Here is a 16,324-nt window from a genome sequence, read left to right on the forward strand (position 1 = left end):
GACCCACTCCGCGTCGTGGTACGGTTTGAACACAACGACGCGGGGTGGAGCAGCTCGGTAGCTCGCTGGGCTCATAACCCAGAGGTCGCAGGTTCAAATCCTGTCCCCGCTACTGAAAAGACGAAGGCCCGGATCCCATGGGATCCGGGCCTTCGTCGTGCCGTCGTCCGTGCGTGCCGTGCCTTTCGCGAGTCGAGGGCGTGAAGTGCGGTTCGCTGGGCACCAGTTGGGTCCGGACGTGTTTGACTTGTCTCCCTGTGGGCATGTCGACAAAACGCTGAAGTGACCTCACTGGCCGCGGTATACCAGGTGTACGCGGGTTGCAGGTGGTGCGACGATGGTATTTATGGGGGACAGGGCAACTCTGTTGGAGACAGGGCGGTTTGTGCAGCGGCGCGGCCAAGATGCGGAAAACACGGTAGATGCGGCTTTCGCTGCCGCCATCGCCGGCGCGGCCGTGCCGGGTATCAGCACACCCGCGGGGGAAGCCGCCGCGTTGCAGGCGAGGGCCTCCGACGAGGCCACCACGGACGCGGTCGACGCGGCGGACAGCGCCGAGACCGAGGCGCGGCACCGACGCGCCGCCGACGCGGGGGACACCGCGTCCATGAGCGTCCTGGGCGCATTGCTGCTGCGCCGGGGCGAGCTGGACGGCGCCGAGAAGTATCTGCGCGCCGCCACCGCCGACGGGGACCGGGCCGCCGCGAACAACCTGGGCGTCCTGCTGCACCAGCGCGGCTACCCGGACGAGGCCGCGGGCTGGTGGCGCATCGCCGCTGTGGCAGGATCCGCCGCCGCCGCGCACGCCCTGGGTCGGCACTTCCGCGAGCGCGGCGACGAGCCGGGTGCCGAGTACTGGCTGCGCCAGTCCGCCGAGCAGGGACACGCGCTGGGCGCCTACGCGCTGGCGGACCTCCTGGAGCACCGCGGCGACGTCGGCGCCGAGCGCTGGCTGCGTGCTGCCGCCGAGCAGGGCCACCGCGAGGCGGCCTACCGGCTGGCCCGCGCCCTGGAGCGGAACGCAGTGGAGGACCCGCACGACGCCTTCGGCCTGGGCCGGGGCACCGGTTCCGGTAGGACCGGAACGGGCCTCGGCCTTCCCGGCGATCCGGCTGTGCCCGTGGCCGATGCCGGTGAGGCGGGTGCGGCGAACACCGAGAACGCCGCCGACGCGAAGAGTGCCGGGAGCGTGGCGAACGCGGCGCAGGCCAAGGGCGGTAGGAACGCCAGGAGCGCGGGCGACGGCGACAGCCCCGTGGCGGGGCCCGCCGCCGGCCGGGTCGGCGAGGCCGAGCAGTGGTACCGCCAGGCAGCCGCCCGCGGTCACCGGCGGGCCGCGCTGCACCTCGGCGCGATCCTGGAGCAGCGCGGCGAGCTCAAGGAGGCGGGCCGCTGGTATCTCACCTCCGCCAAGGACGGCGAGCCCCGTGCCGCCTGCGCCCTCGGCTTCCTGCTGCGCGACGCGGGCGACGAGGAGAGTGCCGCCGTGTGGTGGCTGCGCGCCGCCCAGGACGGCGATGGTAACGCGGCCAACGCGCTGGGCGCCCTGCACGCGGCGCGCGGTGAGCAGCAGACCGCCGAGCGCTGGTACCGGGCGGCCATGGACGCCGGAGACGTCAACGGTGCGTACAACCTGGGGCTGCTCTGCGCTGCCCAGGACCGCACCCCGCAGGCCGAGCAGTGGTACCGCCGGGCCGCGTACGCCGGCCACCGCGAGGCCGCCAACGCACTCGCCGTGCTGCTCCTCCAGGCCGGGGACCACACCGGGGCCGAGCCCTGGTTCTCCAAGGCGGCCGAGGCGGGCAGCGTGGACGCCGCGTTCAACCTCGGCATCCTGCACGCCGGGCGCGACGAGGACCGTACGGCGCTCGGCTGGTACCAGCGGGCGGCCGCTGCCGGGCACACCGACGCCGCGCTCCAGGTCGCCATGGCCCTGCTGCGCGACGGCGAGGACCGCGAGGCCGAGCGGCACCTGCGGTGCGCGGCGGGTGGCGGCAGCGCCGAGGCGGCGTTCCGGCTCGCCGGGGTGCTGGACGCGCGCCAGCCGCCGCCGGGGCCGCCCGCGCTCGGCGAGCCGATGCCGGAGAAGACCGAGTGCGAGGAGTGGTACGAGCGGGCCGCCCAGCAGGGCCACCGCCGCGCCCAGGTCCGCGTCGGCATGCTCGCCGCCGCCCGCGGGGACATGGAGAGCGCCGCCCACTGGTACCGGGAGGCCGCCGAGGCGGGCAGCCGCAACGGGGCGTTCAACCTCGGGCTGCTGCTCGCCCGTGAGGGCAGCGAGCGCGAGGCCGCCCTGTGGTGGAGCCACGCGGCGAACGCGGGCCACGGCCGTGCGGCCCTGCGCCTGGCGCTGCTCGCCGCCCGCCGGGGCGAGCTCACCGAGGGGCAGCGCTGGTGTGCGCGGGCCGTGGAGCTGGGCCCGGCCGAGGTGGCGGAGCGGGCGGCCCGGCTGCGCGAGGCGCTCCACCAGGAGCTCACCGCGTAACGCCCGGGAAGGCTGGACCGCCGGACGGCCCTGGATCGCCGAAAGGCTGGACGGCCGGACGGCCCCGGGTGGTCGGCTGAATGAATTTGCGCCGTTCGACCTGCTGACGTAATGTTGCATTCATCGACGCGGGGTGGAGCAGCTCGGTAGCTCGCTGGGCTCATAACCCAGAGGTCGCAGGTTCAAATCCTGTCCCCGCTACTGAAAAGACGAAGGCCCGGATCCCATGGGATCCGGGCCTTCGTCATTCCCGGAGGAAGAAGGCGAAGCCCGCCTCGTGCGAGGCGGGCCCCGAAGTGCTCGGATGAGAAGTAATCAGGCTGCGGCAGCGCAGTTCGGGCAGACGCCGCGGTACGTCACTTCCACGCCGGAGACCGTGAAGCCGTAGCGCTCGTCCGTCGGCAGGTCCGCCAGCGGGTTGCCCGCGGGATGCACGTCCCTGATCGCGCCGCACTGGGCGCACACCAGGTGGTGGTGGGGGCGGTGCGCGTTCGGGTCGTAGCGCTTGGCCCGGCGGTCGGTGGAGACCTCCAGCACCTCGCCGAGGGACACCATCTCGCCGAGGGTGTTGTAGACGGTGGCGCGCGAGATCTCGGGCAGCCTGGAGACGGCCCTCGCGTGGACCTCGTCCGCCGTCAGGTGCACGTGGTCCCCGTCAAGGACCTCGGCCACGACACGCCGCTGCGCCGTCATGCGCCAGCCGCGTCCACGAAGTCGTTCCAGCAGGTCGCTCATGGGGCCCAGCCTAACAGTGGGGGAACGGAGTCCCGATCGGGTGTGACTTTGGATGCTCGCTTGACTTAGACATTGTCCATTGTAGGATCGGAAACGGCATTGGCCAAGGGACAGGGCTGTACGGAAGCTGTGCAGATAAGGACCGCTGTGCAGGGACATGACGCAGGAGGCGCACGTGACGCAGGGACCGCTCACCACGGAGGCCGGGGCTCCGGTCGCCGACAATCAGAACAGTGAGACCGCGGGTGCCGGCGGTCCGGTTCTCGTCCAGGACCAGGCGCTGCTGGAGAAGCTCGCCCACTTCAACCGTGAGCGCATACCGGAGCGCATCGTGCACGCCCGCGGCGCCGGTGCGTACGGCACGTTCACGCTGACCCGCGATGTCTCGCAGTGGACCCGGGCGAAGTTCCTCTCCGAGGTCGGCAAGCAGACCGAAACGTTCCTGCGCTTCTCCACCGTCGCGGGCAACCTCGGCTCCGCCGACGCGGTGCGGGACCCCCGCGGCTTCGCGCTGAAGTTCTACACCGAAGAGGGCAACTACGACCTCGTCGGCAACAACACCCCGGTGTTCTTCATCAAGGACGCCATCAAGTTCCCCGACTTCATCCACACCCAGAAGCGCGATCCGTACACCGGCTCGCAGGAGGCGGACAACGTCTGGGACTTCTGGGGCCTGTCGCCGGAGTCGACGCACCAGGTGACCTGGCTCTTCGGTGACCGGGGTATCCCTGCCACGCTGCGCCACATGAACGGCTACGGCTCGCACACGTTCCAGTGGAACAACGAGGCGGGCGAGGTGTTCTGGGTCAAGTACCACTTCAAGACCGACCAGGGCATCAAGAACCTCACCCAGGAAGAGGCCAACAAGCTCGCCGGTGAGGACCCCGACAGCCATCAGCGCGATCTGCGCGAGGCGATCGAGCGCGGTGAGTTCCCGTCCTGGACGGTGCAGGTCCAGATCATGCCCGCGGCGGAAGCGGCCACCTACCGCTTCAACCCGTTCGACCTCACCAAGGTGTGGCCGCACGAGGACTACCCGCCGATCGAGATCGGCAAGCTGGAGCTCAACCGGAACCCGGAGAACATCTTCGCCGAGGTCGAGCAGTCGATCTTCAGCCCCGCGCACTTCGTGCCGGGCATCGGGCCGTCCCCGGACAAGATGCTCCAGGGCCGGCTGTTCGCGTACGGGGACGCCCACCGCTACCGCGTCGGCATCAACGCCGACCACCTGCCGGTTAACCGCCCGCACGCCACCGAGGCGCGGACCAACAGCCGGGACGGCTTCCTCTACGACGGCCGCCACAAGGGCGCCAAGAACTACGAGCCGAACAGCTTCGGCGGCCCCCGCCAGACCGACCGGCCGCTGTGGCAGCCGCTCCCGGTCACCGGCGGCACCGGAAACCACGAGGCCCCCAGCCACGCCGAGGACAACGACTTCGTGCAGGCGGGCAACCTCTACCGGCTCTTCTCCGAGGACGAGAAGTCCCGGCTGATCGAGAACCTCGCCGGGTTCATCGCCCAGGTCTCGCGCGATGACATCGCCGAGCGCGCGATCAACAACTTCCGCCAGGCGGACGGTGACTTCGGCAAGCGTCTGGAAGCCGCGGTCCAGGCCCTTCGCGGCTGACCGGACGCCTGTCGTCGACGGTGGGCCGGATCCCCTCACGGGGGTCCGGCCCACCGGTCGTTCGCGTCGTTCGCGCGAGGAGCGGCCGTCAGCCCGCCGTGGCGACCGCGCGACGGGTGGGCGCCCAGCAGCGGATGATGTCGCGCACCGACACGATCCCCACCGGGCCGTCGTCGTCCAGCACGATCAGATGCCGGAAACCTCCGTGCGTCATGGCTTCCGCGGCCTCCTCCAGGGTCCAGGCCGGGGCGGCGAACACCACGTCGGTGGTGGTGTGGGCGGACGCGGTCTCCCGATCGGGATCCTGGCCGGATCCGATCGCGTCGAGGATGTCGCGCTCGGTGATGATCCCGAGCCCGCAGGTGTCCGGGTCGTGGACGACGGCTGCTCCGATGCGCCGGGCCGACATCAGCCGGGCCGCCTGGCGGAGCGTGTGGGTGGGGCCGATGGTGAGGACCACCGTACTCATGGCGTCACGGACGAGCATGAAACGAGCCACCTCCTCGGTGAGCCGACTGTGTGAGTCGATTCACAAGTTCACAAGTGGGGGGACTCTCAGAGTTGCACCCTTGGGGCGGGGCGACAAGGGGTGGACCGGGCGTGCGCCGGGGGAGTGCGCACGCGCGCGGAACTCAGTAGCGCTGGTTGAGATAGCCCAGCAACTCGTCGTGGAGCAGCCCGTTCGAGGCCGCCGCATCGGCGCCGCCCGGGCCGTCGACCCCGTCCAGGCCGGTGAACCGGCCGCCCGCCTCCTGGACGATGATCGCGTTCGCCGCCATGTCCCACAGCGACAGCTCCGGCTCCGCGCAGATGTCCACGGAACCCTCCGCGACCATCATGTACGGCCAGAAGTCCCCGTAGCCCCGCGTCCGCCAGCAGGCCCGGGTCAGGTCGAGGAGCCCGTCGAGGAGGCCCTTCTCCTCCCAGCCGGACAGCGAGGAGAACGCGAACGAGGAGTCCGCGATGTTCTCCACCTTCGACACCTGGAGGCGGGTCGCCGAGGTGAGGCTGCGGCCGGAGAACGCGCCCGCGCCCTTCGCCGCCCACCAACGCCGGTTCAGCGCGGGCGCGGAGACCACTCCGACCACCGGCTGGAAGCCCTGCTCTCCCGCCTCCATCAGCGAGATCAGCGTCGCCCACACCGGCACACCGCGTACGTAGTTCTTGGTGCCGTCGATCGGGTCGATCACCCAGCGCCGGGGCCCGCTGCCCTCGACCCCGTACTCCTCGCCCAGGATCGCGTCCCTCGGGCGGGCCCGCTGCAAGTGGCCCCGGATCAACGCCTCGGCGGCCTTGTCGGCCTCGGTCACCGGCGTCATGTCCGGCTTGGTCTCGACCTTGAGGTCGAGAGCCTTGAACCGCTCCATCGTGGCCGCGTCGGCGGCGTCGGCCAGTACATGGGCAAGGCGCAGATCATCGTGGTAGTCGGGCATGCCGTCACAGTATCCAGCGCCGCGGGCCGCGGGCTACAGCACCCCCGGCCCGCCTCCCGGCCCGCGACGTGGACCCTTGACAGCCCCCGGGAGCACATCAACTCTGAATCGCAAGGTTCCGGGGCGGGGGAGGCGATGATGCCGACAGCACGGCAGGCCCTGCTGGACGCCGCCCTCAGAGCGCTCGCCGACCGGCCCTGGCGCACCGTGCGCCTGGTCGACGTCGCCGCACTGGCCGGGGTGTCCCGGCAGACCCTCCACAACGAGTTCGGCACCAAGGACGGGCTGGCCGGGGCCCTGCTGCGGCGGGCCGCCGACCGCTATCTCGCCGGGGTCGACCGCGCCCTGACCGCCCCCGCGCCCGACCGTCCGGCCGCCGTCGCGCTCTGGACCGTACGGGCAGCCCGCCAGGACGCGCTGGTCAAGGCCCTCCTCACGGGGTTCTGGGCGGACGGGCTGCCCCGCCCGAAGCGGCCCCCGGCCCCCGGGGCGCTGCTCGCGCTGGTACGGGACAGGATGCGGGCGGTCCCGCCCCCGGCGCCCGGCAGCACGGCCGAGCGCGGCTACGCCACCGACGACACCGAGCGCTACGAGATCGCGTTACGGATCGCACTGTCCTGTGTGATCGCCCCGGTGCCGGGGGACGACGCCGCGGACGGCCACGCGCTCCGGCTCGTACGGCAGGCGTCCGGCACCGCCGACCAGCGCCAGGCGGCCGGTACCGCTCGGGTCAGTGCGCGGAGCCGGACAGCTGGAGGCCCATGACTCCGATGATCACCAGGGAGATCGACACCAGCTTCAGCGTCGAGACGACGTCACCGAGGAAGACCATGCCGTAGATCGCCGTACCGGCCGCGCCGATCCCGGTCCACACCGCGTACGCCGGGCCCACGTCCAGCTTCTTCAGCGCCATGGTCAGCAGACCGAAGCTGCCGAGCGCGAACGCGGCGAACGCGATCGTCGGCCAGAGACGGGTGAACCCGTGGGAGAGCTTCAGACACACGGCGAAGCCGGTTTCCAGCAGTCCAGCGACCACGACCAGCAGCCACGCCATCGTCGGTGCCCTCCAGATAGGTGACGGCTTCGTCCAGCTCGGTGCGATTATGCCTTTACCAGTCGTTGAATCGCGCAAACGTCCCGCGGGACGCACCGAACGATTCCGGTCAGTCGCCCTCGCGCCGTTCCCGCGTCGCGAGCAGCCGGTGCAGGGAGTCCAGCCGGGCCGGATCGGCGTGCCCCCCGGCCACCCAGGCGGGCAGTGCGCATTCGGGCTGGTTCTCGTCGTGGGTGCAGCCGCGCGGGCAGTTCCCGGTGCCCGGTTCCAGGTCGGGGAAGGCGTGGATGACGCGCGAGGGGTCGACGTGGTGCAGCCCGAAGGAGCGGACGCCCGGGGTGTCGACCACCCAGCCCCGGTCGCCCGGCAGCGGCAGCGCGAGGGCGGAGGTGGTGGTGTGCCGGCCCCGGCCGGTGACCGCGTTGACGATGCCCGTGGTGCGCCGCCGGTCCTTCGGCACCAGGGCGTTCACCAGGGTCGTCTTGCCGACCCCGGAATGGCCGACGAAGGCGGTGACCCGGCCCTCCAGCTGCTCGCGCACCCGGTCCGCCGCGTCCCCGTTCTCCAGCTCCTCGCGGCTCGTCACGATGTACGGGACGCCGAGCGGGGTGTACGCCTCCAGCAGCTTGTCCGGCGGGGCCAGGTCGGACTTGGTGAGCACCAGCAGCGGGGTCAGCCCGCCGTCGTACGCCGCCACCAGACAGCGGTCGATCATGCGCGGACGCGGCTCGGGGTCGGCCAGCGCGGTGACGATGGCCAGCTGGTCCGCGTTGGCGACGACCACCCGCTCGTAGGGATCGTCGTCGTCCGCCGTGCGGCGCAGCACCGTGCGGCGCTCGCCGATCCGCACGATCCTGGCCAGGGTGTCCTTCTCGCCGGACAGGTCCCCGACGATGGAGACGGTGTCGCCCACCACCGCGGCCTTGCGGCCCAGCTCGCGGGCCTTCATCGCCACCACGGTCCGGCCGTCGACGAGGCAGGTGAGCCGGCCCCGGTCGACGGTGAGGACCATGCCGTCCTCGGCGTCCTCGTGCTTGGGCCGGATGTGCGTGCGCGGCCGGTTGCCCTTGCGGTTGGGGCGGACGCGGATGTCGTCCTCGTCGGGGTTCTTCCCGTAGCGGCGCATGGTCTCTAGGCCCCGAGCATTCCGGTCCACATGTCCGGGAAGTCCGGCAGGGTCTTGGCGGTCGTGCCCACGTTCTCGATCTCCACGCCCTTCACTGCGAGGCCGATGACCGCTCCTGCGGTGGCCATGCGGTGGTCGTCGTACGTGTGGAAGACGCCGCCGTGCAGCGGGCGCGGGCGGATGTGCAGCCCGTCGGCCGTCTCGGTGACGTCGCCGCCGAGCTCGTTGATCTCCTTGGTCAGCGCCGCCAGCCGGTCCGTCTCGTGCAGCCGCAGATGGGCCACGCCCCGCAGGGTGGAGGGCGAGTCGGCCAGCGCCGCGACCGCCGCGATGCCCGGGGTCAGCTCGCCGACCTCGCCGAGGTCCACGTCGATGCCGTGGACACGGCCCGTACCGGTGAAGGTCAGACCGCGTTCGGTCAGCTCGCAGCTGCCGCCCATCGCGGTGAAGATCTCGCGCAGCGCGTCACCCGGCTGCGTGGTGCGCTCCGGCCAGTCGGGGACGGTGACCCTGCCCCCGGTCACCAGCGCGGCGGCCAGGAACGGCTGGGCGTTGGAGAGGTCCGGCTCGACCGTCAGGTCCCGGCCGAGCAGCGCGGAGGGGGAGACCCGCCACACGTTCGGCTCGCCGCCCGTCTCCGGCTCGTCCACCTGCGCGCCGACGGCCCGCAGCATGTCGACGGTCATCCGGATGTGCGGCATCGAGGGGAGGACGGAACCGGTGTGCCGGACCTCCACGCCCTGGTTGAAGCGCGGCCCCGAGAGCAGCAGCGCCGAGACGAACTGCGAGGACGACGACGCGTCGATCGCCACCGGGCCGCCGTCCAGCGCCCCGCCGCCGTGCACGGTCAGCGGCAGCGCCCCGCGCCCGTCGTCGTCGATCCGCGCGCCCAGTGCCCGCAACGCCTCGATCACGCCGGTCAGGGGCCGCTCGTAGGAGCGGGGGTCGCCGTCGAAACGGATCGGGCCGTCGGCGAGCGTGGCGACGGGCGGCAGGAATCGCATGACCGTACCGGCGTTGCCGACGTCGACGGTGGCCGGGCCGTGCAGCCCGGCCGGGATGACCCGCCAGGCCTCGCCGGAGGCGTCCGGGCCGGTCGCGGCGGAGGGGCTGGTCGCGGAGGACGAGGAGACCGTCTCCTCGATGCCGACGCCCATCGCGCGGAGCGCCTGGGCCATCAGCAGGGTGTCGCGGGAGCGCAGCGGGCGGCGCAGCCAGCCCGGCTCGGAGGCCAGCGAGGCCAGGACGAGCGCCCGGTTGGTGACCGATTTCGATCCGGGCACGGTGACGGTCGCGTCGACGGCTCCGCTCGCGTGGGGGGCGGGCCAGAGGGCGGGGTGCACGGAACTCTCGGTCATGGCCATCACTTTAGTGGTTCCGCGCGAACCAGGATCCTGATGAAAAGGGCGGAAACCGGTCCGTAACGAAAGAGTGGTACGGGCCGGAGCGGCCGGGTCCGCCTCACCAGCCCAGCAGCCATCGCCCTCCGCCGATCAGCGAGCACAGCGACACCGCGTGGAAGAGGAAGAGCCACAGCGCGGCCGGGGCGTGGGTCAGCCGGGCCAACTGGTCCGCGTCGGAGTCCGGAGCACCCCCGAAGCGTCGCTTGGACTGGAGCTCGAACGGCGGCCGCACCCCGCCCAGCAGCAGGAACCACACCACCGCGTACGCGAACGCCGACTGGACGTCCGCGGCGGCCAGCCAGGACACCAGCAGGAAGGCCGCGCCGGTCAGGATGACGGTGAGGGCCCCGTACACATTGCGGATCATCACCAGCATCACCGCGAGCAGCGCCGTCGCCACCCACAGCAGCAGGGTGATCCGCCCGTTGGTGAGCAGCCAGGCGCCGCCCAGACCCAGCAGTGAGGGGGCCGTGTAGCCGGCCGCGGCGGTGAGGATCATGCCGATCCCCGTCGGCTTGCCGCGGCTGACGGTCAGCCCGCTGGTGTCCGAGTGCAGCCGGATGCCGGAGAGCTGCCGTCCGGTGAGCAGGGCCACCAGGCCGTGGCCGCCCTCGTGCGCGATGGTGATCGTGTTGCGGGCCAGCCGCCATATCGGGTTCGGTACGACGGCGATGAGCGCGAGCGTGGCCGTCACCACCACCAGCCACTGCTCCGGCGCGGGCTGGGTGCCGGTCACGCGATCCCACAGATCGCCCAATTCGGTGCTGTTCATCGGCCGGGCGACTCCTTGCGGTCGGGGCGGTCGGTCGTGGCAGTGTGGCACTTATGTGCGGAAGGTATGCAGCGAGTCGGAAGCCCGAGGACCTGACCGGACTCTTCGGCGTCGAGAAGTGGGAACCCACCGAGGCCTTGGAGCCGGACTGGAACGTGGCGCCGACCAAAGAGGTCTACGCGGTTCTGGACCGTCCTGTTAAGGACGCGGACGACCGGCGTCCGGTTCGCCAGCTGCGCACCCTGAAATGGGGGCTCGTCCCGTCCTGGTCGAAGACCCCCGAGGGCGCCGCCCGGATGATCAACGCCCGCGCGGAGACCGTCCACGAGAAGCCCTCCTTCCGGAACGCCTTCGCTCAGCGCCGCTGCATCCTGCCCGCCGACGGCTACTACGAGTGGGTCACCGGCGCGGAGGAACGGCAGCTGGAGGAGAGGAAGGGCAAGAAGCGGGCGCGCAAGCAGCCGTATTTCGTGACCCCCGCCGACGGCTCGGTCTTCGCGATGGCCGGACTGTACGAGTTCTGGCGCGACCCGACCCTGCCCGGCGACCACGAGCTGGCCTGGTGGGTCACCTGCTCGGTGATCACCACCGAGGCGGAGACCGCACCGCTGGCGGTCGCCCCCGCCGAAGGACCCGGCGCCCTCGCCGACATCCACCCCCGGATGCCGCTGATGCTCACCCCGGACCGCTGGGACGCCTGGCTGGACCCCTCGCACACGGGCCTCGACGAGCTGCGCGCGCTGCTGGAGCCGCCGCCCGGCGGGCTGATGCGGGCCTACCCGGTCGCCACCGCCGTCAGCAACGTCCGCAACAACGGACCGGAGCTGCTGGAGGAGCTGGCCGCGCCGGAGGAGTCGACGCTGTTCTGAACGGGAGGGGAGGCAGGATGGGACGCGTGAGCCGTGAGAAGAGCGTGCAGAGCATCCCCACCGACGCCGGAGAGGCCCGGATCACCTGGCTCCCCGCCACGACCGGCGCGCGGCCCCGCCTCGTGCTGGCCGTGAGCCACGGGGCGGGCGGCGGCATCGAGGCCCGCGATCTGAAGGCCCTGGCCGCCGCCCTGCCCGGACAGGGCGTCACCGTCGCTCTGGTGGAGCAGCCCTGGCGGGTGGCGGGCAAGAAGGTGGCGCCCGCCCCGAAGACCCTCGACACCGGCTGGCGCGGACTGTGGCCCGCCCTGGCCGAGCCCGGGCTGCCCGTCGTCGCCGGGGGCCGCAGCGCCGGGGCCCGGGTCGCCTGCCGCACCGCCACCGAGCTGGGCGCGGCGGCCGTCCTCGCGCTCAGCTTCCCGCTGCACCCCCCGGGCAGGCCCGAGAAGTCCCGCGCCGACGAACTCCTCGGTGCCGGGGTGCCCACCCTCGTGGTGCAGGGCGGCAACGACCCGTTCGGGCGGCCGGAGGAGTTCCCGCCCGGTCCGTACGAGCTGGCCGAAGTGCCGTACGGGGACCACGGCTTCGCCGTACCGAAGAAGTCCGGGCTGAGCGAGGAACAGACGATGGGCATCCTCACCGAAGCGGTCAGCGGGTGGCTCATGTCACTCGGGTGACACGGGCCCCGGGAATGCTCCGCACGGGGGCGCTGTTGTTCGGGACGTCGGTACAACAACGTCGTACGTGGAGAGGGAGTCCGTCGCATGGGTTCGACCATCTGCCCGAGCCGCTCGAACACCGCTGACCTGGAGTGGAGCGTGCTGCCCGCGGCGAGGACCACCCCTGAGCGACCCCTGAGCGGCGGTAATCGACAGGCCGTCTCCAAGCAGGGTCGACTATTCTCCGATGCGAGCGGGTCCGGTTTCGGCTCCGCCACATCGTTGGAGGAGGTGGGTCCGGTCACTGGGACCGACACAGGGACCGACGACGGCCGCGCACCGGAGACGCCCGCCGAGCGCAACGCGCGCTTCGAGCGCGACGCCCTGGGCTTTCTCGACCAGATGTATTCGGCCGCGCTGCGCATGACGCGCAACCCCGCCGATGCGGAGGACCTGGTCCAGGAGACCTACGCCAAGGCGTACGGCTCCTTCCACCAGTTCCGCGAGGGCACCAACCTCAAGGCGTGGATGTACCGCATCCTCACCAACACCTTCATCAACTCGTACCGCAAGAAGCAGCGCGAGCCCCAGCGCAGCGCCGCCGAGGAGATCGAGGACTGGCAGCTGGCCCGCGCCGAGTCGCACATGTCGACCGGTCTGCGCTCGGCCGAGTCCCAGGCCCTCGACCATCTCCCGGACTCCGACGTGAAGTCGGCGCTCCAGGCGATCCCCGAGGAGTTCCGCATCGCCGTGTATCTCGCCGATGTCGAGGGCTTTGCCTACAAGGAGATCGCGGACATCATGGGGACTCCCATCGGTACGGTGATGTCCCGGCTGCACCGCGGCCGCCGCCAGCTGCGCGGCATGCTGGAGGACTACGCCCGTGAGCGCGGGCTCGTCGCAGCCGGTGCCGGTGACTCGGACGATCGGAAGGGCTCGGCCTCATGAGCTGCGGAGAGCCGCACGAGACGGATTGCTCGGAGGTGCTCGATCATCTCTACGAGTTTCTCGACCGGGAGATGCCCGCGGGCGACTGCACCAAGTTCGAGGTGCACTTCGAGGAGTGCTCCCCGTGCCTGGAGAAGTACGGCCTCGAACAGGCCGTGAAGAAGCTGGTGAAGCGCTGCTGCGGACAGGACGACGTCCCGGCCGACCTGCGCTCCAAGGTGATGGGCCGGATCGATCTGATCCGGGCCGGCGAGTCCGTGCCAGACCAGGATGTGTCCGTGCACAGCACGGACCGGTCGGCGACCGCCACCGAATAGTCACCCGAATGTGCTAATCGGATCCGTAGCGGCTCGGTGAGCCGGACAACTCGCTAGCGTGGCGCCTCCATCGAGCATGCTGGGGGGGGCGAGTGCGGGCGTGAGGGGCACACCGGCGGCGGCGCGCGTCTGCATCCTGGCCGCAGTCGTCTGCGCGGTCTGCTGCACGCTCCCCGTGTACGCGGCTGACGCCCCGGTCCCGTGGGGCACGACGGCCCTGCTCGCCGCACTGGGTCTCGGTTCCGAGCTGGCCGCCCGTCGCCGTCACGCGGGCGGCTCCCTCACCGTCGGCGCCGGATCGTCCGTTCCGTTGCTCCTGGCCGCGGCTTTTCTGCTGCCGCCCGCCGCCGCCGCGCTGGTGGCGGTCCCGGGAGCGCTGGCCGGGCGGGTGGAGCGGCCCCCGTACGCCGCCCGCCGGATCTGGCGGGCCGCCCAGCTCGCCCTCACCTGTGCCGCCGCCTCCTGGGTCCACACCGCCCTCGGCGGACCGGCGACCCTCGGCGGCCCCGGCCTGGCACCGGACTTCCCGCTCGCCCTGCTGCCCGTCTGCGCCGCGTCGGTCGCCTTCAGCCTGGTCCTGACCGCGCTCGACGGGGTCATCCTCGCGGCGGCGGAACGGCGGCCCGTGCACCGCACCTGGCGCGGTCTGCTTCCGCGCGCGCTCGGCCCCCACCTGGTGCACGCGCTCTCCGGGCTGCTGATGGCCGTCCTGTGGCGCAGTTCGTACGGGCCGGTCTCCGCGCTCTTCGTCCTGCTGCCGATGTCCGTCTCCTGCTGGGTCTTCGCCCAGTACCACCGCGAGCGGGCCGCCCACCGGGCCACCATCCGCGCGCTCGTCCACGCCGTCGACATCAAGGACACCTACACCCGGGGCCACAGCGAGCGGGTCGGCCGGGCCTCCGTGCTGATCGCCCGCGAACTCGGCATGGACGACAGCCGGGTGGAGGCACTCCGCTTCGCCGGGATCCTGCACGACATCGGCAAGCTCGGCGTACCCACCCGGGTGCTCCGCAAGGACGGCCCCCTCACCTCCGAGGAGCGCCGGATCATGGAGCTGCACCCGGAGTACGGGCACGAGATCGTCCGGGGCATCGCCTTCCTGGACGAGGCGCGCGACGCGATCCTGCACCACCACGAACGCCTCGACGGCAGCGGATACCCCTACGGCCTCAGAGGTTCGCGCATTCCCGAGTTCGCCCGGGTCGTCGCGGTCGCCGACGCCTTCGACGCGATGACCTCCAACCGCTCCTACCGGCGCGCCCGGCCCGTGCCCGCCGCGCTCGCCGAGCTGAAGCGGTGCGCGGGCAGCCAGTTCGACCCGCGCATGGTGCGGGCGCTGGGCCGCGCCCTGGACCGGCACGGCTGGAGCGCCGCCGACACCGCCGTCACGGCGGACGAACCGGGGGGTGCGGAGGACGGGACCCGCCGGGAGGCGGCCCAGGTGCCCGGCGCGCGGTCGGCGGGGCACGGCGCACCGGGCTCCGCCCCACGCCCGTCCCCGTCCCCCGGAGGCCGTCGGTGAGCGGCGGGTACGCGGGCGCCCCGCCCGCCCCCGTCGTCCTCGCGGTGCGCGGGACCGCCTTCGCCCTCGCCCTCGCCGCGTTCACGCACACCCTGGTGCAGGGGCTCGTCGGGCCGGGACACGCGTTGGCCTTCGGGCTGCTCGTGGTCCTCGGGGAGGCCGCCCGCCGGGGTGCGCACCCCGGAGAGCGGGAGCCCGCGCCGCTCGGGGCCGCCGGGGCGCTCGCGTACGCCCTGCTCGGGGACAGCGCCGGGCGGCCGACCGGGCACGGGGCGCTCCAGGTGGTCGCCGTGGTGGTCGCCGCGCAGGCGCTCGCCGCCGTGCCCAGGGCGGCGAGCGGCCACCGCGTGGACGCGGACCGGGCCGCCCGCCGGACGCTGACCGTGGGCTTCGCCGCCGTCTGCTTCCAGCCGCTGTACAACTCCGGGCAGGCGGTCCGCTGGTTCGGCGACGGGCTGGCCTTCGCCCTGTTCCTGCTCCTCCTGCTGGCGCTGACCGCGCTGTGCGACGCCCTGCTGGCGGCCCTCCTGGCCCGCTCGGCGGACCGGCCCGCGGGTCCCGGCGCCACGCCTCCGTACGCACCGCTCCTCGGTGACGAGCTGCGCGCGCTCGCCGGGATCGGGCCGGCGGTCGGGGCGACCGGCGTCGTGCTGGCGCTGGGCGTCGCGGTCGCCGGGCTCTGGGCGCTGCCTGTGCTGTGCGGGCCGCTGCTGCTCACGCAGGTCTCCTTCCGCCGGTACGCGGCCGCGCGCACGACCTCCCGCCAGACCGTCTCCTCGCTCGCCCGCGCCACCGAGATCGCCGGGTACACCCCGCCAGGCCACGCCCGCCGGGTCGCCGCGCTCGCCACCGCCGTAGGCCGGGAGCTGGGGCTGACCGGACCGCAGCTGACCGTCCTGGAGCACGCCGCCCTGATGCACGACATCGGCCAGCTCTCCCTTCTCGACCCGGTCGCGGGCGGGGCCACCGCCCGGCTGCCCGCCGCCGAGCAGCGCCGCATCGCCCTGCTCGGCGGGGCGGTCGTCCGGCGCACCGGTGTGGACCCGGCGGTGGCCGCGGTGGTCGAGCAGCAGGCCGATCCGTACCGGGAACAACTGCCCGCCGCCAGGATCGTCAGGACGGTAAACGCATACGACGACCTGTGCGGGGAAAGCGTGAGCGGGCCGCTCGGCGCACTGGAGCTCCTCAGGCTCGGCACCGGGCACGACCACCAGCCGCAGGTGGTGGAGGCGCTGGGACGAGTCCTGGCGCGGGGCGGTCTGACCCCGGCCGGGGCTGGGTAACCCATGGGTAATGAGCGGGCGTCGGGCCGGGCATGGTTGGATGCGAAAGCAGAGCGGATAACGAGGGTGTCCAGTCGGGACAGGCGGGAAT

General features: G+C 72.4%; 16 protein-coding genes and 2 tRNA genes. 11 read left to right on the forward strand and 7 right to left on the reverse strand.

Annotated elements, in window-relative coordinates:
• Positions 1-38: 38 nt before the first annotated feature.
• The 3 genes from RI138_RS23010 (at position 39) to RI138_RS23020 (ending at position 2,686) form a co-directional block, all read left to right on the forward strand.
• Positions 39-112: transfer RNA gene (locus RI138_RS23010), tRNA-Met, on the forward strand.
• 225 nt (positions 113-337) lie between these two features.
• The gene (locus RI138_RS23015) at positions 338-2,485 is read left to right on the forward strand and encodes a tetratricopeptide repeat protein (protein WP_311121440.1); all 2,148 of its coding nucleotides are present in this window, start codon (positions 338-340) and stop codon (positions 2,483-2,485) included.
• A 127-nt stretch (positions 2,486-2,612) separates the two neighbouring features.
• Positions 2,613-2,686: transfer RNA gene (locus RI138_RS23020), tRNA-Met, on the forward strand.
• A 114-nt stretch (positions 2,687-2,800) separates the two neighbouring features.
• On the opposite strand, the gene RI138_RS23025 is transcribed toward RI138_RS23020, so the two are convergent.
• On the reverse strand, positions 2,801-3,220 hold the full coding sequence (locus RI138_RS23025; protein ID WP_096625772.1) for a Fur family transcriptional regulator: 420 nt from the start codon (positions 3,218-3,220) through the stop codon (positions 2,801-2,803).
• 157 nt (positions 3,221-3,377) lie between these two features.
• Here RI138_RS23025 and RI138_RS23030 point away from each other — a divergent pair, with 157 nt between their 5' ends.
• Positions 3,378-4,847, forward strand: coding sequence for a catalase (locus RI138_RS23030; RefSeq protein ID WP_096625774.1), 1,470 nt, complete (start codon positions 3,378-3,380; stop codon positions 4,845-4,847).
• Positions 4,848-4,935: 88 nt separating this feature from the next.
• Here the strand turns inward: RI138_RS23030 and RI138_RS23035 are convergent, their stop codons facing one another.
• Both RI138_RS23035 and hisN read right to left on the reverse strand, forming a co-directional pair.
• Complete coding sequence (locus tag RI138_RS23035) at positions 4,936-5,334, reverse strand: CBS domain-containing protein (RefSeq protein WP_096625776.1); 399 nt, start codon at positions 5,332-5,334, stop codon at positions 4,936-4,938.
• 145 nt (positions 5,335-5,479) lie between these two features.
• Complete coding sequence (gene hisN, locus RI138_RS23040) at positions 5,480-6,280, reverse strand: histidinol-phosphatase (protein WP_096625778.1); 801 nt, start codon at positions 6,278-6,280, stop codon at positions 5,480-5,482.
• Positions 6,281-6,418: 138 nt separating this feature from the next.
• Between hisN and RI138_RS23045 the strand changes: the two genes are divergently transcribed.
• Positions 6,419-7,045, forward strand: a complete 627-nt coding sequence (locus RI138_RS23045) for a TetR/AcrR family transcriptional regulator (protein WP_311122986.1) — start codon at positions 6,419-6,421, stop codon at positions 7,043-7,045.
• Here RI138_RS23045 and RI138_RS23050 read toward each other — a convergent pair.
• From RI138_RS23050 to RI138_RS23065, 4 genes are all read right to left on the reverse strand, one after another.
• On the reverse strand, positions 7,011-7,334 hold the full coding sequence (locus RI138_RS23050; protein WP_096625780.1) for a DMT family transporter: 324 nt from the start codon (positions 7,332-7,334) through the stop codon (positions 7,011-7,013). The two genes, RI138_RS23045 and RI138_RS23050, sit on opposite strands and share 35 nt — an antisense overlap.
• Before the next feature lie 109 nt (positions 7,335-7,443).
• Positions 7,444-8,460 carry a ribosome small subunit-dependent GTPase A gene (gene rsgA / locus RI138_RS23055; protein WP_096625782.1) on the reverse strand — a complete coding sequence of 339 codons (1,017 nt, stop codon included), beginning with the start codon at positions 8,458-8,460 and terminating at the stop codon, positions 7,444-7,446.
• 5 nt (positions 8,461-8,465) lie between these two features.
• Positions 8,466-9,818, reverse strand: a complete 1,353-nt coding sequence (gene aroA, locus RI138_RS23060; protein WP_311121441.1) for a 3-phosphoshikimate 1-carboxyvinyltransferase — start codon at positions 9,816-9,818, stop codon at positions 8,466-8,468.
• 103 nt (positions 9,819-9,921) lie between these two features.
• Positions 9,922-10,635 carry a M50 family metallopeptidase gene (locus RI138_RS23065; RefSeq protein ID WP_096625784.1) on the reverse strand — a complete coding sequence of 238 codons (714 nt, stop codon included), beginning with the start codon at positions 10,633-10,635 and terminating at the stop codon, positions 9,922-9,924.
• A gap of 53 nt (positions 10,636-10,688) precedes the next feature.
• On the opposite strand from RI138_RS23065, the gene RI138_RS23070 reads away from it, so the two are divergent.
• The 6 genes from RI138_RS23070 (at position 10,689) to RI138_RS23095 (ending at position 16,233) form a co-directional block, all read left to right on the forward strand.
• Positions 10,689-11,504: an SOS response-associated peptidase gene (locus RI138_RS23070; RefSeq protein ID WP_311121442.1), complete on the forward strand. Its 816-nt coding sequence runs from the start codon at positions 10,689-10,691 to the stop codon at positions 11,502-11,504.
• Between the two features lie 17 nt (positions 11,505-11,521).
• The gene (locus tag RI138_RS23075) at positions 11,522-12,181 is read left to right on the forward strand and encodes an alpha/beta hydrolase family protein (protein WP_398863527.1); all 660 of its coding nucleotides are present in this window, start codon (positions 11,522-11,524) and stop codon (positions 12,179-12,181) included.
• A gap of 273 nt (positions 12,182-12,454) precedes the next feature.
• The gene (locus tag RI138_RS23080) at positions 12,455-13,111 is read left to right on the forward strand and encodes a sigma-70 family RNA polymerase sigma factor (protein WP_010061546.1); all 657 of its coding nucleotides are present in this window, start codon (positions 12,455-12,457) and stop codon (positions 13,109-13,111) included.
• Positions 13,108-13,428, forward strand: coding sequence for a mycothiol system anti-sigma-R factor (gene rsrA, locus RI138_RS23085; protein WP_096625935.1), 321 nt, complete (start codon positions 13,108-13,110; stop codon positions 13,426-13,428). The genes RI138_RS23080 and rsrA overlap by 4 nt, the downstream gene beginning before the upstream one ends.
• 100 nt (positions 13,429-13,528) lie before the next feature.
• Complete coding sequence (locus RI138_RS23090; RefSeq protein ID WP_311121444.1) at positions 13,529-14,950, forward strand: HD-GYP domain-containing protein; 1,422 nt, start codon at positions 13,529-13,531, stop codon at positions 14,948-14,950.
• Positions 14,947-16,233 carry an HD-GYP domain-containing protein gene (locus tag RI138_RS23095; RefSeq protein WP_311121445.1) on the forward strand — a complete coding sequence of 429 codons (1,287 nt, stop codon included), beginning with the start codon at positions 14,947-14,949 and terminating at the stop codon, positions 16,231-16,233. The genes RI138_RS23090 and RI138_RS23095 overlap by 4 nt, the downstream gene beginning before the upstream one ends.
• Positions 16,234-16,324 lie beyond the last annotated feature (91 nt).

It is taken from the genome of Streptomyces durocortorensis (genome assembly GCF_031760065.1).
Taxonomy (GTDB): Bacteria; Actinomycetota; Actinomycetes; order Streptomycetales; family Streptomycetaceae; genus Streptomyces.

Bases quoted from the DNA above. Each gene is read 5' to 3' on its own strand.
- RI138_RS23025 (WP_096625772.1), bottom strand. From the start codon at position 3,220: ATGAGCGACCTGCTGGAACGACTTCGTGGACGCGGCTGGCGCATGACG.
- RI138_RS23035 (WP_096625776.1), bottom strand. From the start codon at position 5,334: ATGCTCGTCCGTGACGCCATGAGTACGGTGGTCCTCACCATCGGCCCC.
- RI138_RS23075 (WP_398863527.1), top strand. From the start codon at position 11,522: ATGGGACGCGTGAGCCGTGAGAAGAGCGTGCAGAGCATCCCCACCGAC.
- hisN (WP_096625778.1), bottom strand. From the start codon at position 6,280: ATGCCCGACTACCACGATGATCTGCGCCTTGCCCATGTACTGGCCGAC.
- aroA (WP_311121441.1), bottom strand. From the start codon at position 9,818: ATGACCGAGAGTTCCGTGCACCCCGCCCTCTGGCCCGCCCCCCACGCG.
- RI138_RS23065 (WP_096625784.1), bottom strand. From the start codon at position 10,635: ATGAACAGCACCGAATTGGGCGATCTGTGGGATCGCGTGACCGGCACC.
- RI138_RS23070 (WP_311121442.1), top strand. From the start codon at position 10,689: ATGTGCGGAAGGTATGCAGCGAGTCGGAAGCCCGAGGACCTGACCGGA.
- rsrA (WP_096625935.1), top strand. From the start codon at position 13,108: ATGAGCTGCGGAGAGCCGCACGAGACGGATTGCTCGGAGGTGCTCGAT.
- RI138_RS23015 (WP_311121440.1), top strand. From the start codon at position 338: ATGGTATTTATGGGGGACAGGGCAACTCTGTTGGAGACAGGGCGGTTT.
- RI138_RS23045 (WP_311122986.1), top strand. From the start codon at position 6,419: ATGCCGACAGCACGGCAGGCCCTGCTGGACGCCGCCCTCAGAGCGCTC.
- rsgA (WP_096625782.1), bottom strand. From the start codon at position 8,460: ATGCGCCGCTACGGGAAGAACCCCGACGAGGACGACATCCGCGTCCGC.
- RI138_RS23050 (WP_096625780.1), bottom strand. From the start codon at position 7,334: ATGGCGTGGCTGCTGGTCGTGGTCGCTGGACTGCTGGAAACCGGCTTC.
- RI138_RS23030 (WP_096625774.1), top strand. From the start codon at position 3,378: ATGACGCAGGAGGCGCACGTGACGCAGGGACCGCTCACCACGGAGGCC.